We start from the raw sequence: 15619 nt of genomic DNA, 5'->3' as shown, positions 1-15619 counted from the left end.
GATGAATCTTGAGGAGAACGGCATGGCAGGAAAATCCACCGGAGGCAAAGTCGCCTCGACTGCAGGACGCACACTGGGCAATGCCAACGCGTCGGCGCTGCAACGCAGCTTGGCAGGAAGCGCGCTGGCTCAAGCAGGCACAGCCAAGGTGACTGGCAAGGCGATGGAAGCGAAGGCCTCCGCCGCCCTCAAAAACGCCAACGCCAGCGCGGTAACCAAGCAGTTGGCCGGATCCGTCACCTCCCAGTCGATCAAGAAGCGATAACACGCTCGCAGCCGCGTGCCGGATGTCCGTCAGTCCAGGGTTGAAAAATGAACATTGATCCTTATCTGGTGGAAAACATTACTCAGGGAATCGAATAACAATGAACCAGGACGCGCTGCTCAGGCTGATCGCCGAGACCGGTTATAACGTCGGCTACGCCGCCAAAAAGCACCTCGCAACCTTTGACATGGTCGAAAAACTTCCCGGGTGGACCGGTCTCATTTCGCTGGTGGTCGGCATCTACGCGTTATTCGTACCGGCGTTCGAGGAAAAGCAGGTCGCGGCAGCCTTTATCGCTATCGGCGTCGCGTCGATCTACCTGAATTTCTACGCGGCGGACAAGGACAAGTATCACCAGGCCGGCAGCGCCTTGACGGGCAAGTTGCACGAACTGCGCGAGCTGTATCAGAAGGTGAAGTCGGCGCCGGCGGACGCCAATCTGGATACATTGTTGCTAGACCATCGCAGGATTCAGGAAGAAGCACTGCGGCTGGGCATCCCGAAGCAACTGTTTCTGAGCGACTGGTATGCCCACTATAAATTCTTCTGGCAAGCGCAAACCGGCTGGATGGACGAGCAGCTCAAATTCAGGCTGCTCCGTGACAAGCTGCCTCTGGGCTTTACCTTGTTTTCGATCAGCGTCAGCCTTGCCGCGCTCGTCTGGCTGGTACGCCACTTCAACGCCGTTCTTCACATATTTAGCTGCCAACCATGACCACCGCACAACTATTCCAGGAATTCCGCAACAACCTGACCGTCAAGAATGCCGATGCGATCTCGACCGCCTACGCGAACATCACGATGCGTCTGAACAAGGACTTTCGGGATCTGGAGTCCGGCGTCCTGTACCGCCGCCAGATCGGTTCGTACGGCCGACGCACCGCGATTCACGGCATCAGCGACCTGGATATGGCCATCGAACTGCCTTGGTCGCTCTATGAAAAATACAATGCCTACCAGAATAACGGCCCCTCCCAGCTACTTCAGGCGGTGCGTGAATCCTTGAAAAAGCGGTATCCAAAAACTGAAATCAAGGGCGACGGGCAGGTTATAGTCATCAAATTCAGCGGCTTCGTCGTCGAAGTCCTGCCGGCGTTTGTCGACAAGGATGCCGACGGCTACCGCTTCCCGGACGCGAACAGCGGGGGCTCGTGGCGGGTGTGCAAGCCAATCCAGGAAATGGATGCGGTCGAAAAGCGTAACGGTGAAACGAACAGGAACTATAAGCATGTGTGCAAGATGGTGCGTGCCTGGAAGAACAACCATGGCGTCAGCATGAGCGGTATGCTGATCGACACGCTCGTCTATAACTTCTTCGGTCAACACAAGGAGTTCAACAACGCCACGTACTCGTCCTACGACAAACTGATGGCGACGTTCTTCGCCTACCTCGGGGGCCTGGACCATCAGGATTATTGGGCGGCGCCGGGCAGTGGCCAGCGGGTGCATTCGAAAGGGAAGTTTCAGACTAAGGCGAAGAAGGCTGCGACGAAATGTCAGGAGGCTGTGGACGACGCATCCCTGACCCAAAAGTCCAAGCTCTGGCGCGAGGTGTTTGGCAGGTCGTTCCCTCTGCACCAGGTGCAGCTGGAGAAGGCCATGGCGTCGGATTCCATCCACAGCGAGCGGGCTCCAGGGGAGCACTTCATCGAGGAGCTGTTCCCGGTGGATGTTTCATATGACTTGTCCATCGATTGCGAGGTCAAAACGGTCGGCCTGCTCAAGCGCATACTTGCGGGCGCACAGCTCGTTGCACACGGCCGCGACCTGCGTTTCCATATCGAGTCATGCGATGTGCCCAAACCGTATGAGTTGATGTGGAAGGTACGCAATGTCGGCCCCGAGGCTGAAAGGCGGAAAATGCTACGGGGCCAGATCGTCTCCGACCGCGGCGGCCAATCGCTGGTGGAATCGACCACCTTTGGCGGCGACCATTACGTCGAAGCGTATATTATTAAGGATGGCATCTGCGTGGCCCGGGACATCATCAGCGTGCCTATCCAGATATAGGACGCTCCCGTCAAACCGATGCCGAACATTGTGCTCGATCGATTCGCCACCGAACTTTGCCGCGATTTGCTGTCAGCGTTCGCGCTCGATCAAGGGTATCAGTCAGGTGTCTTTGTCGCGGCCGGCAAGAACGCCGCGCTGCAGGCTCTTTTTCTCGATGCACTCGAGGATTGCCTGCTTGGGTCGGGCGCCAAAGTGGTGCGCTTGTGCGCGAGTGAGTTTTCAGGCAGCGACGTGCTTGAAAGGGTGACTGCGGCAGCCGGAGCTCAAACAAGAGTCGGCGGACGGGAGCGACAATCCAATGATCTGAACGACCTGATTCTCCACATCACAAACGGCGGGACAGCGTTGGTAATGCTGATCGAAAACGTCGACGCCTGGGCGGATTCGCGGGAAGGCATCCGCACACTGCGCGCGTTAAAGGCGTGCCGGGACGCCACCAATTTGGCTCTTGGCAGCCGCGCGAAATTATTAATTGTCGGAACCGGTAGCTCGACCAGGTTGGCGGACCTGACCCAGGACAGCGCGCAAGCCTTCTATGGCGCGATATCTTTGACGCTTCCCGTGCCGGATGATCCTTTCTCCTAGCGAGATATCGGGGAGTTTAGTCCGCGGTCTCACTTCCGGGCGAACCCGGCGATCTGGCGTTTTCATTCTTCAGAGATGCCGATTTCACGTAATTAGATTGGCCCAACGATCAGGTTCTGATGGTTGCAGAATTACGTCGTCGTGGGAGGGCCGACTGGGGCGGACCGTGGAGTTTTAACGTAAAGGTCAAGCCAATGCGAGAATGAGGTGAGTAACCTGAACGCTGGGCCGCCGTGTCGGCGCAGCGGCAAGTTCGCACGTTGGCGTGATCATTAGGTGATTTCAAACGACGAAAATACGTTTAAAAACGAAATTGACGCAATTGTTGAGCCGCCGTGAATTTGTTGGCTCAGTCACCTAAATGTTGAGCCAACAGCTGAAACCAAGGCAAAACACAAGGCGGCTCAACGATTAGGTTATGGTTGGCTACAGATTTAGGTTAGCGCACTGTGGATGGCGGCAGCTCTGAGGCGGCAATGGCTGTATTTCGCATAATTTATATTATGTAAAATGAGCAGGCCTTTCCAAAAAAGGCCGCCCTTAGGCGGCCTGATCAGATCACGCAATGGTGATCGGTTCACTTTCGTCCTCTGTGTACACTATTGGCGCAAGGTTGTTTGCAGCGATGACTTCCTGCAGACTGGGGCCTGGCTCTTGCTTACCCCCACGCGGTTTATCCAACAACAGGCGCGGCGCAATTTGCTCTTCAGCCAGCACACGCTCAACGATCTGTTCCTCACGCAGAATACTAGGAGAATTAAAGCTCAATTCTTTGTCACCTCGATACCGGACTTGATATAGCGGCATGTTTGCCTCCAGACTGTTGGGGTGGCCATTATGAACCAACCCGGCATTTAACGTCATGCGGTTCTGTAGGTCTATGCCAAGCCGCTCGCGCGGATCCTCCGGTTGGCCCTTATCAGAAAATCTTGCGTGGGCCGCCGCCCCCTTTTTTATCGTCGTCAGGATTTTTTGCAACAGCCAGCGCTTGCGCCAGGTGATCATCGCGCGCAGTGAGATAAGCCGTCTCGGCATCCGTCAATTCCTGCGCGGTGGAGTCTTTTTTGTTCCTGACACTCCGCAAGGCTTCAAACGCTGTTCGAAGGCCTTCGCCGGTCGCGCTTGCCCTGACATCTGCCAGGTGTGCAAACGATCGTTTGAATTCCTCCAGCGTCAGTCCGAGCGCATAGTCCTCGCCAAAGAACCAGAAGAAGCAATTGTTGATCTCATCGACATGTTCCCCGAGATAGTCCATTAACGCATACGCGTCCGCCTCCCCCTGTGGAAGATCGAAGACGATCCGGGTCACCACGTCCAGCATAGTCGACCCAATGGCGCCAAGGCCGATATAGGACGCAGGCGATGCTTCCACCGCATCGACCAGCTGTGGAGGAACGGCGGCCATACGGTTCAGCCGCGCTACCTGCTGCGCCCGGAGTCCCTTCACGCTATACAAATTCAGGCTTGGCATGCGGTCAAACACGAGATAAGCGTTGCAGAACGCTAGCTGGTCGACGTATTTTAGGAACGCTTTTTGCCCCGGCTGGAAATCACCCAGTGTCCTTGTCTCGTGATCGGTTTTTTTGAGTTCCAGCGCCAGGATGCGCTTGGCGTCGATGATCGACAGCACATCCAGGCCCAGGCCACGCGGCAACTGGGTCGGCTGTTCGCCGTTAGGTGGCGTTCTGCGGCAAAACGGGTGAAATCCTGTCCCGAAATCGCCCAAGATCTGCAGATAGCCCGGTATGGCTTCGGTGAGATAACTTTGAATATCCGGCTCGTGGACTGTCATGCGATGTTCCTGAAAAAAGTTGGTCGGCGATGTAGCAACATCAGCCAAGCCGCATCCGCGACCGCCGCGCATGCCCTACTTGGCTGATGATGTTGGGTCAAACAACAATTTTGCCCGGAAGACCTTCACTTAAATGTCACTGATTGTCACGGTGGGCAAAAAGATTCGCTGATCGCCCCGCCCCGTTCAACGCCCTTACTTTTCCAAGCAGGCGTTATTGATCACCGGGCACGGGTCTGTTTTTCCGTCCGCGTTGTCGGCAATGCGATAGCCGACCAGAATTTCACCCAGCATGTCCTTGCGATCCAACGCCTTGCGCAACAGGCTGTTCAAGCACTGGGTGTGGTAGGCGTACAGCCGGCGCGCCGGGCAAGCTATCCGCCTGGGCAACTCGGTCACCGAAAACGGTTTCGTGAACCAATCGTCCTGCATGACATGCCATAGTCGCGCAGCGTTCGACAACAAAGGGAAGGCAACGACGAGTGCCGGCTTCGATAGATTGAGCGGGCTGGCGTCGATAGGCCCGGTGGATGCAAGCTGGTTTGCGGCTTCGACCAGCGGCAATCCCCCCTATGCCCCCATCGCCGTCGACCAGGCCGACCTGACGCAATTCGCGACCCAAGCCGACTTCGTCTGGTCGATTCCATTCTGTGCCGTCGACGACACCGCCAATCCGGTTCCACGTTCACAGTGCTCCGGGAAATAGATCACCGCCGCCGGATTCAGTGGCAAATTTACTGCTGCTGGGAGAGTCGCCAGCTCAGATAATTAAACTCAGCATTGCCATCGAATTGACTGGGTTCGAAGTAAAGGAATTCCCCGTACTCATTCCATTGCGAAATGATGACGGGGTACATTGTCGAGTCATAAGGGGCGATATTCAGCCAGCGCATTCTGAGAGGCTCGCATACTTTATGGTTGTAACTGAACATGTCGGCTTTGGTTTTTCCAAATCGATCAGTGAAACTCCAGCGGTAGCGAGGGCCGAACATGGATTTCAATGAGGTTTGCGCATCCGGTGTAGGGCACCATGTCCCGTCAGTGGCGTAGTCGCTGGTCAAGGGATTGGGGACGTCCAGGGGCGGGGCGATTTGTCCGCTGACGTATATATTCGGGTAGTTCATCAGCGACTGAGGATTGTTGAAGGGAATCGCCAGATTGTCCAGCCAGAGTATGTCCAACTGCTGGCCCATCCACCACAGGAGATCCTGCCGTTGTTGGTCGGAGAGCTTTGTGTTGTCGGGAAGTCCTTCAGTCATGATGACAATTTTGCCGTCCACCGTTTTCAGGCTGGTGGCATCGGTCATGGAGCGTACCCATGTGACCAGGCGCTTTAGCTTGGGTAAGACGTATGTCCCACGATCAATTTCATTCTCGTGGTCGTAATTGTTGATGGAGAAAAACGGTGCGACCTCGATCCCTTTCATCCAGGCGGCCCATCTCACCAGGGCAAACATTTCATCAGGCCGCTTCCATCCGTCCCCTCCGGAGCAGTTATCCTGCCCTGCCCAGCTACCGTTCAGACAGGCGCCAAATTTTTTCTTGAGATTCAATGGCACACTGGGGAAATCCGCTTCCTCGGGCGGCATGATCAATACGGCGATTGCGGTATTGGCATTCAGAGATTTAATCTGGCCCATCTGGCGCAGCAAAATTTCCGGATTGCGCAGCAAATAGCTGTTGACCCCGCCTACCTGTGGCCATGTGGGGTCATAGCTTTGCGGTTGCGCGGCTGCCACCTCGGGAAATCCAGCCCAGCCGCCCGCCTGATAGATCATCAGGTTCTTGATCTGCTTTCCAAAGGAAGGATTGACTAGCCCTTCGCCGGTGGTGGAGAGATTATTGTTCATCACGGTCGTGAAATCGGCCGCATATGCGGGCAGCAGCGACATGGCCGCGAGCATGCTCGCGGCTCCTAGTTGCCGCAGGTGTTTCATGGTTAGGTTCAAGCTGGACTCCCTCGTTTGTGTAACGAATCAAAAGGCGATACGGGATTGTTGCGGCATCGCCAGCATGCCTTCCTCACTTGCCCGCAAAACTCAAGATCATGGAAGTGATGTTATTTTAGCATGCAAATATGCAAACACCTGGCGCCGTGGAAATCGCTCCCGGCCTGTGAAAAACGAAATTTCAGGGAAAGCTCATAACGCTGGGCAGACTCGCGTAAATCTGCCATATACTGAGCGAGGAGCCAAGAAATCAGGAGGCCAATATGTCCAGCCCAACTGGCAGCGCCATCCCCAGATGAAAAATAGCCAGCCATGGTCGACTATCTCACGTTCACCCATCGCTCGGAACGTCGGGCCACACCCAGGATCGACACAAAATGAGCCGGGTAGCCGATAGTTTCTATCACCTGCCCCATGTCCCGTTGGCATTGCACGGCTGTCGCGGACTGGCCTGCTTCGCAGCCCGGCACAGCGCGCCGCAACGCTGGCGACATGCGCATGAGCGCGAGCCGGCGCTGTATTGCCTGGGCCACTGTTACGAGGCGCCGGCAACGCCAGGCTCCAACAGCCGCCCTGCGATAGCGATACATTCGCGCGAAGCCGTACTGCTATCACGGATTGCGCAGCGGCCGGTGACCGATCTCGACGCTTATCTCGCGCTGGGTGGCGGCGCTGGCGTGCGCCGGGCACAGACCATAACAGCAGCCGGGTTGCGACGCTGCATAGCCGGATCCGGCCTGCGCGGACGCGGTGGCGCCGGCTTCCCCGCCGGCCGCAAGTGGGAGGCCGTGGCAGCCGTCAGCGCGCCATGCAAATACGTGATCGTCAACGCGGATGAAGGCGATCCCGGCGCATTCAGCGACCGCATGCTGATGGAGGACGATCCCTTCCTGCTGCTGGAAGGAATCCTGATTGCCGCCCAAGCGGTGGGCGCCGCACGCGCCATCATCTATCTGCGCAAGGAATACCCGCAGGCGCAGGCCGCGCTGGCATCCGCCATCCAGCAAGCCCACGACGCGAACTGGCTGGTGTTGCCCGGCACAGCCTCGCCACTGACGCTGGAGCTGCACATCGGCCAGGGCAGCTATGTGTGCGGCGAAGAGACGGCCATGCTCAACTCCATCGAGGGCAAGCGTCCAGAAGTGCGGCTGCGCCCTCCCCAAGTCAGCTCGCATGGCCTGCATGGCATGCCGACGTTGGTGCACAACGTCGAGACACTGTGCGCCGTGCCATGGATCATCGCCCATGGCGCCAACCGCTACAAGACGCTTGGCACGGCGGACAGTCCGGGAACCAAGCTGGTTTCCCTCAATTCGCTGTTCCGGAATCCCGGGCTCTATGAAGTGGAATTCGGCACGCCGCTGCGCCACATCGTTGAAAACATAGGCGGTGGACTTCGGCAGGGCCGGCTGTTGGGCGTGATGGTGGGCGGGCCTCTGGCCGGACTGGTGCCGCCAGCTCTGCTGGACACGCCATTCGAACATGAAGCCATGCAGCGCCTCGGTTGCGCTGTCGGCCACGGGGGAATCATCGCTTTCGCCGACGACACCACCATCGCCGAACTGGCGTCCGAGGTGTTCCGCTTTGGCGCCTTGGAATCGTGCGGAAAGTGCACACCCTGCAGCCATGGCAGCGCCGAAGTGGAGCGCATGCTGGCCGGCGCCGTGTGCGGTGGACGATTCGACCGCCAGCGCTGGCACGCGCTGCTGGACGCGCTCGAGCAAGCCAGCTTATGCGGCCATGGCCGCGGCCTGGCGGAATTCGCGCGCGCGATCGAACGCCACTATCCCGGGGAGCTGGCCAAATGCTACATATAACCATCGATGGCGTGGCCTGCACGTGCGACGAGGGCAGCACCATTTTGCAGGCCCTGCACGCCACCGGCCGCGCCGTGCCGGCGCTATGCCATGACCCTCGCCTGCAACCAAGCGGCGCATGCCGTCTGTGCCTGGTGGAAGTGGATGGCCAGGCGCGCCCGGTTGTCAGCTGCGGCACACCGGCGGCCGACGACATGGCGATCCGCACCGACACCCCTGCCCTGCGCGCGCTGCGCCGGACCAATCTGTCGCTGCTGGCCGCGCACTATCCGGCGGACGCCGTCGCCCTCGAGCCGCAGCATTCCTTTCACCGCCTGCTGGCCGAATACGGCGTGGCACCGGGCGGGCAGCCGCGCGCGGCGCTGTTCCATGACGACAGCCATCCATATCTGGGTGTGGATATGGATCGCTGCATCGATTGCATGCGCTGCGTACGCATCTGCGACGAGGTGCAAGGCCAGTTCATCTGGCAGGCCTGGGGACGCGGCGAGCAGACCCGCGTCGCGCCCGAGGGCGCCACCCTGAACGAAAGCGGCTGCGTCGCCTGCGGCGCTTGCGCCGATGCCTGCCCGAGCGGCGCGTTGTCCGATAAGCGCAGCAAGCCGGCGCCGGAGCACTGGACCCGCAGCACCTGCGTCTATTGCGGCGTCGGCTGCCAGATGGAGGTCGGCAGCCGCGACGGGCGTGTGATCCAGGTTCGGCCCGCGGACAGTCCGGTCAATCACGGCCACCTGTGCGTCAAGGGCCGTTACGCCCACGAATTCACGCATGCCCCAGACCGTATCACGACGCCGCTTCTGCGCGACGGCGAAGGCTGGCGCCGTGTCTCCTGGGATGAAGCGTTGGACTTCGTGGCGGCCCGGCTGTCGGCGCTGCGCGACCAGCACGGGCCCGACGCCCTGGGCGTGCTGGGATCGGCCCGCGCCAGCAACGAGGAGAACTACCTGGCGCAGAAATTTGCGCGCGTGGTCCTGGGCACCAACAACGTCGATTGCTGTGCACGCGTGTGCCACACGCCATCGGCCAAAGCCCTCAAGACCATGCTGGGCACCGGCGCGGCCACCAACACCTTCGATGACATCGAACGCGCGGAGGTGATCCTGCTCTGCGGCTGCAATCCCACCGAAAACCATCCCATCGTGGGGGCCCGCATCAAGCAGGCCGCGCGTAACGGCGCCCTCCTGATCGTCATCGACCCGCGCCGCATCGAGCTGGCGGACTATGCAGCACTGCATCTGCCGCTGCGCCCCGGCCACAACATCGCGTTGCTCAACGCGATGGCGGCCGTCATCGTCGAGGAAGGCCTGACCGATCCGCAGTTCATCGAGCAGCGGGTTGACGGCTTCGACGCCTACGCGGATTTCGTGCGCGACTTCACGCCGGAAGCCGTGGCCGATACCTGCGGGGTGTCGGCGGAAATGATACGCGCCGCCGCCCGCATGTATGCCGGCGGGAAGCCCGCCATGTGCTTCCACGGCCTGGGCACCACGGAACACGTGCAGGGTACGGAAGGCGTCATGGCCCTGATTAATCTGGCGCTCTTGACCGGCAACCTGGGACGGCCAGGCAGCGGCATCAATCCCCTGCGCGGGCAGAACAACGTGCAGGGCTCCGCGCAGATGGGCTGCGAGCCGCATTCGTTGACCGGCGCGCAGCCGATCCCGCAGGCGCGGGACCGCTTCGAGGCGGTGTGGCAGGCGCCGCTACCCGCCAGCCAAGGCATGGACCTGCTGGAAATGATGGATGCGGCGGCGTCCGGCCGATTCAAGGCCATGTGGGTCATCGGCTACGACATCTATCTGTCGCTGGCCAACGCCAACCGTAGCGGGCAGTCGCTGCGGCAGATGGAGCTGGTCGTCGTCCAGGACCTGTTTATGAACGAGACGGCACGCGAATTCGGCCACGTGTTTCTACCTGCCGCCAGCGTGTTCGAGAAGGACGGCACCTTCATGAATTCGGACCGGCGCGTGCAGCGTATCCGGCAAGCGGTCCAGGCGCCCGGTGATGCGCGTCCGGACTGGTGGATCATCCAGCAGCTTGCGCGCCGCATGGGACACGCCTCGGGCTTCGAATTCGACGGCCCGCAGGCGATCTGGGATGAGGTGCGCGCTGTGTGGCCCGCAGGCGCCGGCCTGTCGTATGCGCGGCTGGAAAGCGAAAGCATCCACTGGCCCTGTCCCAGCGAACAGCATCCTGGCACTCCCGTGCTGCACACGGGCCAGTTTGCACATGGGCCGCGCGCGGCGCTGGCCTGCATCCCCGCGCTGGCGCCGGCCGAACAATGCGACAGCGACTATCCCCTGCTCCTGACGACCGGCCGCGTGCTGGAGCACTTCAATGCGGGGACCATGTCCTACCGCACGCCCAACGCCGCCTTGCGCCCCGCCGATGTGCTGGACATGACGCAAAACGACGCAAGCCGGCTCGGTTTGCAGGACGGCGAGCCGGTGCGCGTGACCAGCCGCTACGGCAGCGCGGTCTTGCCGCTGCATGTATGCGAACGTGTCAAGCCTGGCGAACTATTCACCAGCTTCCATCGCGCCGACTTGCTGGTCAATCGCCTCACCTCGCCCCATCGCGACCGCCAGGTGCATACGCCGGACTACAAGGTCACGGCGGTGCGGGTGGAGCGCAGCCGCGGCGGCAGTTAGCAGCCTTTTGATCAGCTCTGCACCAGCCTCGGTCCGCCGGTGCGCGGCGCCAGCAAGCCATCGATGGCGGCGCGGTCCAGCGTTTCCCGCTCCAGCAACGCTTGCGCCAGCACGTCAAGCTGCTCGCGACGCGCCGCCAGCGAATCGCGCACCCTGCCGGCGGCGGCGTCCAGCAGCGCCCGCACTTCGGCATCGATCAGGCGCGCCGTATGCTCGCTGTACGCCGCATGGCCGTTGGGTAAACCGGGATATCCGCCGGCGCCTGACGGCTGCTCCAGCGTCACCATTCCGACGCCGTCGCTCATCCCGTACTGCATCACCATATGGCGCGCCAGATCGGTGGCCAGTTGCAGATCGTTCTGCGCACCGGTGGAAATGTCGCCAAATACCAGTTCTTCCGCCAGCCGGCCACCCAGCATCACATCCAGCCGGTCCAGCAGCTCGCTCTTGCGCAGCAGATAGCGGTCCTCGGTCGGCTGCTGCCGGGTATAGCCCAGCGCCGCGATCCCGCGCGGGATGATCGAGATGCGCGCCACACGGTCCGCGTGCGGCCGTGATTCCGCCACCAGCGCGTGGCCGGCCTCGTGGTAGGCCACCGCCTGTTTCTCGGTCGCGTTCATGACGCGGGTCTTCTTTTCCAGGCCGGCCAGCACGCGCTCGATGGCTTCGTCAAAGTCGCACATCCCGACCAGCTGCTTGCGCTTGCGGCCCGCCAGCAACGCGGCCTCGTTGACCAGGTTGGCCAGGTCGGCGCCGGCAAAGCCCGCCGTGCGCGCCGCCAGCGCCGCCAGGTCGACATCCGGTCCCGGCTTGACCGTCTTCAGGTGCACCTCCAGGATCTGCCGCCGTCCGCCCAGGTCCGGCCGGTCGAGCGCGATATGGCGGTCGAAGCGGCCCGGCCGCAGCAGCGCCGGATCGAGGATCTCCGGCCGGTTGGTGGCGGCCAGGATGATCACGCCCTTGTTGGTATCGAAGCCATCCATCTCCACCAGCAGCTGGTTGAGGGTCTGCTCCTGTTCATTGGAACCGCCCAGCACGCCGCCGATGCCGCGCGCCCGTCCCAGCGCGTCCAGCTCGTCGATGAAGATGATGCTGGGTGCCTTGCTCTCGGCCTGGCGGAACAGGTCGCGCACGCGCGCCGCGCCCACGCCGACGAACATCTCCACGAATTCCGAGCCGCTGATGGAAAAGAACGGCACCCCCGCTTCACCCGCCACGGCCTTGGCCAGCAAGGTCTTGCCGGTGCCGGGCGCGCCCACGATCAGCACGCCCTTCGGAATCTTCGCGCCCAGCTGTCGATAGCGGTCCGGGTTGCGCAGGAACTCGACCAGTTCCATCAGCTCCTCCTTGGCTTCGCCTATCCCCGCCACGTCGGCAAAGGTGACGCCCGAGGTCGAGGCGCTGTACACGCGCGCCTTGCTGCGGCCGATGCCCAGCACGCCATCGGCCGCGCCCAGCCCCCCTTTTCGCAAGCGGTCCGACCACCAGAACATCAGCACCAGCGGCAGGCTCCACCACAACAGGTTGCTGAACCACTCGTTCTTCTGCAGTCCGGTGAACTCCACCCCGGCCTGTTCCAGTTCCTGCACCAGTCCAGGGTCGCTCACCCGCACCGCCTGAAACGCGCAGCGCTGCTGTGCGGTACACTTCAGCGCCCGCGCCCTGTCCGCCGGCAGCAGCGTGTCCAGCCGCCCGCCCACGAACGCGCCGCTGATGGTCTGCTCGGACACGCTCAGGTCCGCCAGCTGCCGTGCACGCAGCAATTGTTTGAATTCGCTGTAGCTGAGCTGCCGCACCGAAAGCGAATCGATCAGGCTCAGCGCGGCGACCAGCAGCGCCAGGCCCAGCACCCAGTACCAGATGCTGTAGCGCCAGCCGGCATGGACTCGCTCATGCTCGCTCATCGTGCTCAACCCCGCTCCGCCGGTGCCGGTTTGTACACCACCACCGGAACATGGCTCAGGCGCAGCACCTTGGCGGTGACACTGCCCAGCGGCTGGTCCTCGCTCCAGCCGTGCGACGCCATGTAGATCATGTCGCAGGCGAACTGGTGCGCGGAAGAGACGATGCACACCGCCGGATCGGCGCCATACGCCTTGCTGCAGACGCAAGGCACGCCGGCGGTCTGTGCCGCATCGCGCACCACGGCCAGGTACTCGTCGGCGAAGTGCTCGAACAATGCCTTCTGGCGCTGAACGAACCCGGGATCACGATAAGCAAAGGCATCCAGATAATCCGGATGCAGCAAGGGCACCACGTACAGGCCGTGGACGCGCGCGCCCAGCCGCTTGGCCAGCGCCATCGCGGCGTCTATCGTCTTGCGCGACAGCGCGGATCCGTCGGTCGGCAACAAGATATGTTGACCCATGGCAGGCTCCCGAAAGTGTAATGGCTACGCCATGTACTGTCCGCCGTTGGCGCTGAAGGTGGCGCCGGTGATGTACCCGGCCTCGTCACTGACCAGGAACCGCACCAGGCGCGCCACCTCCTCCGGCTGCCCGAGCCGCCCGACCGGGATCTGGGCCACGATCTTCTTCAGCACCTCGTCCGGCACTGCGGCCACCATGTCAGTCGCGATATAGCCCGGCGCCACCGCGTTCACCGTGATGCCCTTGGCCGCCGACTCCAGCGCCAGCGCCTTGGTAAAGCCCAGCATGCCCGCCTTGGCCGCCGCATAGTTGGTCTGCCCCAGCTGGCCGCGCTGGCCGTTGACCGAAGAGATGCCGACGATGCGGCCGAAGCCCTTTTCACGCATCGGTCCGATCACGGCGCGGCACATGTTGAAGCAGGAACCCAGGTCGCTGGCGATCACCTCGTTCCACTGCTGCGGCGACATCTTGTGCAGCATGGTGTCGCGCGTGATGCCGGCGTTGTTGACCAGGATGTCCACCGTGCCGCCCAGATCGCGCGTGACGGCGGCCACGCCGGCCGCGCAGGCTTCGTAATCGGCCACGTCCCAGCGGTAGATCCGGATGCCGGTCTCCCTATGGAACGCCGTCGCGGCCACTTCATTGCCGTGATAGACGGCGGCCACCTGGCAACCGCTGGCCGCCAGACGGCGTGCAATGGCGGCGCCGATGCCGCGCGTGCCGCCGGTAACAAGTGCGATGCGTTGCATATTGCCTCCACCATCCGCTCCGCCATTCAATGTGCCTGTACCCTGCATGACCACTCTCCTTGAGTCCAATCAGACTTATTCATCTTAGCGCCGCAGTCATCGTGCAATCTATGATCTGTATCAATTTAGAGCGCAACTCCGCCAAGCCCAGAAGATGTCAGGAAACCCCTACGCAGCAAGGTAGGTTTCCGTCATTGCCACACCCGCCCCGCCGGCGAATACTGAAGCAAATCCAGACAAGGAGACGGACATGAACACGACAGACAACACCCCGCTGACACCGGACCGCATCCGCGAGCAACTGGGGTGGAAACTGCTCCCGGAACGGCGGGACCGCTAACACAAGGCGAATTGACGCCACTTGACCCTGATCATTGAGATGTCGCAGCGGCCCGCCTACACTCGCCAGATCACTCAACCCACCGAGATAGCCATGACCAGCAAATACAATGTAGGAGCGGTATGCACCTGTTCTGTCGTCCACACCGTGGAAGACACACCGCTCAGGGATGCCGCCGAACTGATGCGCAAGCACCATGTGAAGGTGGCGGTGGAGGAGCTGGATTTGTTCGTCAAGATCACGCGCACCGCCAATGGGCACGAGAACAAGGTGCGCGTTTGAAGGCGCCTGTTGGAAGGCGGAAAGCGGTGGTGAGGCAGCGGGCGTGGCGGGCGTTCCTGTGGTTGGCGCTATTGTGGCCGTTGTCCGGCAACACCGGCACCTGCGGTATTCTGGTGTATCACCGCTTCGGTCCCACCGCGGCGGACAGCATGACCACGACCACCGCAGTCTTCGCGGCCCAGATCGCGCAGCTGCGCGCCCACGGCTACCGCATCGTGCCGCTGTCCGACCTGGTGGCGGCGCTGGCCACACGGCAGCAGCGCGCCGGCAATCTGGTGGCCATCACGGTCGATGACGGCCACCGCTCCGTGTACAGCGAGCTCTATCCCTTGGCACAGCGGGAACATCTCCCGCTGACCCTGTTCATTTATCCTAGCGCCATCGGCCGCGCCAGCTACGCCCTGGACTGGGATCAGCTACGCGCCATGCAAGCCGGCGGCAATATCGAGATTGGCTCGCATACCCAGTGGCATCCGAACTTCCGCCACGAGCGCGCGCGGCTGGGCGCCGCCGACTACCGGCGCTTCGTCACGATGCAACTCACCCGTCCGCGCGAGTTGCTGCGCCAACAGCTGCATGCCGAAGCACGCTACCTGGCCTGGCCATTCGGCATTGTCGATGCAGAACTGGAAGCGCAAGCCCGTGAGGCTGGCTACAGTGCCGCCTTCGCATTGGGCAACCGCAACGCCACCAGCACCGATTCACCCTTCGCGCTGCCGCGCCATCTGATCGTCGACGCGGTCGGTGTCAAGGGTTTGCTGGCCAGGCTGGCCCATGGACCGGAATGCGCGCCCTGAGCGGGCGCCG

The 15619-nt window shown here is 61.6% G+C and carries 15 protein-coding genes; 8 read left to right on the top strand and 7 right to left on the bottom strand.

Annotation, left to right across the window (positions count from 1 at the left end):
- Window positions 1-22: 22 nt before the first annotated feature.
- The 4 genes from ACUJB0_RS01735 (at window position 23) to ACUJB0_RS01720 (ending at window position 2863) form a co-directional block, all read left to right on the top strand.
- A complete protein-coding gene (locus ACUJB0_RS01735) occupies window positions 23-265 on the top strand; it encodes a hypothetical protein (protein ID WP_444843695.1) in 243 nt (80 codons plus the stop codon).
- Window positions 266-365: 100 nt separating this feature from the next.
- Window positions 366-980, top strand: a complete 615-nt coding sequence (locus ACUJB0_RS01730) for an SLATT domain-containing protein (protein ID WP_444843694.1) — start codon at window positions 366-368, stop codon at window positions 978-980.
- Window positions 977-2275 (top strand): SMODS domain-containing nucleotidyltransferase, encoded by a 1299-nt coding sequence (locus tag ACUJB0_RS01725; protein WP_444843693.1) that lies wholly within the window; start codon window positions 977-979, stop codon window positions 2273-2275. The genes ACUJB0_RS01730 and ACUJB0_RS01725 overlap by 4 nt, the downstream gene beginning before the upstream one ends.
- Before the next feature lie 18 nt (window positions 2276-2293).
- Window positions 2294-2863, top strand: a complete 570-nt coding sequence (locus ACUJB0_RS01720) for a hypothetical protein (RefSeq protein WP_444843692.1) — start codon at window positions 2294-2296, stop codon at window positions 2861-2863.
- Between the two features lie 558 nt (window positions 2864-3421).
- Here ACUJB0_RS01720 and ACUJB0_RS01715 read toward each other — a convergent pair.
- The 4 genes from ACUJB0_RS01715 to ACUJB0_RS01700 all read right to left on the bottom strand — a co-directional run bounded on the left by ACUJB0_RS01715 (window position 3422) and on the right by ACUJB0_RS01700 (window position 6604).
- Window positions 3422-3868 carry a hypothetical protein gene (locus tag ACUJB0_RS01715; protein WP_444843691.1) on the bottom strand — a complete coding sequence of 149 codons (447 nt, stop codon included), beginning with the start codon at window positions 3866-3868 and terminating at the stop codon, window positions 3422-3424.
- Window positions 3783-4655 (bottom strand): hypothetical protein, encoded by an 873-nt coding sequence (locus ACUJB0_RS01710; RefSeq protein ID WP_444843690.1) that lies wholly within the window; start codon window positions 4653-4655, stop codon window positions 3783-3785. Before ACUJB0_RS01710 ends, ACUJB0_RS01715 begins: the two co-directional genes overlap by 86 nt.
- A 195-nt stretch (window positions 4656-4850) precedes the next feature.
- Window positions 4851-5219 (bottom strand): hypothetical protein, encoded by a 369-nt coding sequence (locus ACUJB0_RS01705; protein WP_444843689.1) that lies wholly within the window; start codon window positions 5217-5219, stop codon window positions 4851-4853.
- A gap of 170 nt (window positions 5220-5389) precedes the next feature.
- Window positions 5390-6604 carry a hypothetical protein gene (locus ACUJB0_RS01700; protein ID WP_444843688.1) on the bottom strand — a complete coding sequence of 405 codons (1215 nt, stop codon included), beginning with the start codon at window positions 6602-6604 and terminating at the stop codon, window positions 5390-5392.
- A 632-nt stretch (window positions 6605-7236) separates the two neighbouring features.
- Here ACUJB0_RS01700 and ACUJB0_RS01695 point away from each other — a divergent pair.
- Both ACUJB0_RS01695 and fdhF read left to right on the top strand, forming a co-directional pair.
- On the top strand, window positions 7237-8421 hold the full coding sequence (locus ACUJB0_RS01695; protein ID WP_444843687.1) for an NADH-ubiquinone oxidoreductase-F iron-sulfur binding region domain-containing protein: 1185 nt from the start codon (window positions 7237-7239) through the stop codon (window positions 8419-8421).
- On the top strand, window positions 8409-11072 hold the full coding sequence (gene fdhF / locus ACUJB0_RS01690) for a formate dehydrogenase subunit alpha (protein ID WP_444843686.1): 2664 nt from the start codon (window positions 8409-8411) through the stop codon (window positions 11070-11072). The genes ACUJB0_RS01695 and fdhF overlap by 13 nt, the downstream gene beginning before the upstream one ends.
- A gap of 11 nt (window positions 11073-11083) precedes the next feature.
- On the opposite strand, the gene ftsH is transcribed toward fdhF, so the two are convergent.
- Genes ftsH through phbB form a run of 3 tightly spaced genes read right to left on the bottom strand, consistent with a single transcriptional unit; the run spans window position 11084 to window position 14190 of the window.
- The gene (gene ftsH, locus ACUJB0_RS01685) at window positions 11084-12976 is read right to left on the bottom strand and encodes an ATP-dependent zinc metalloprotease FtsH (RefSeq protein ID WP_444844220.1); all 1893 of its coding nucleotides are present in this window, start codon (window positions 12974-12976) and stop codon (window positions 11084-11086) included.
- A gap of 5 nt (window positions 12977-12981) precedes the next feature.
- Window positions 12982-13440, bottom strand: coding sequence for a universal stress protein (locus ACUJB0_RS01680; protein WP_444843685.1), 459 nt, complete (start codon window positions 13438-13440; stop codon window positions 12982-12984).
- Window positions 13441-13464: 24 nt separating this feature from the next.
- Window positions 13465-14190, bottom strand: a complete 726-nt coding sequence (gene phbB, locus ACUJB0_RS01675; protein WP_444843684.1) for an acetoacetyl-CoA reductase — start codon at window positions 14188-14190, stop codon at window positions 13465-13467.
- 361 nt (window positions 14191-14551) lie between these two features.
- Here phbB and ACUJB0_RS01670 point away from each other — a divergent pair, with 361 nt between their 5' ends.
- On the top strand, window positions 14552-14812 hold the full coding sequence (locus tag ACUJB0_RS01670) for a CBS domain-containing protein (RefSeq protein WP_444843683.1): 261 nt from the start codon (window positions 14552-14554) through the stop codon (window positions 14810-14812).
- A gap of 149 nt (window positions 14813-14961) precedes the next feature.
- Window positions 14962-15609, top strand: a complete 648-nt coding sequence (locus ACUJB0_RS01665; protein WP_444843682.1) for a polysaccharide deacetylase family protein — start codon at window positions 14962-14964, stop codon at window positions 15607-15609.
- The last annotated feature ends 10 nt before the right edge of the window (window positions 15610-15619 follow it).

The sequence above is a fragment of the Duganella caerulea genome, assembly GCF_040362985.1.
Taxonomy (GTDB): domain Bacteria; phylum Pseudomonadota; class Gammaproteobacteria; order Burkholderiales; family Burkholderiaceae_D; genus Rugamonas; species Rugamonas vulcania.
Note: the sequence above shows the minus strand (reverse complement) of the source record. Positions and strands in the feature narration are given on the sequence as shown.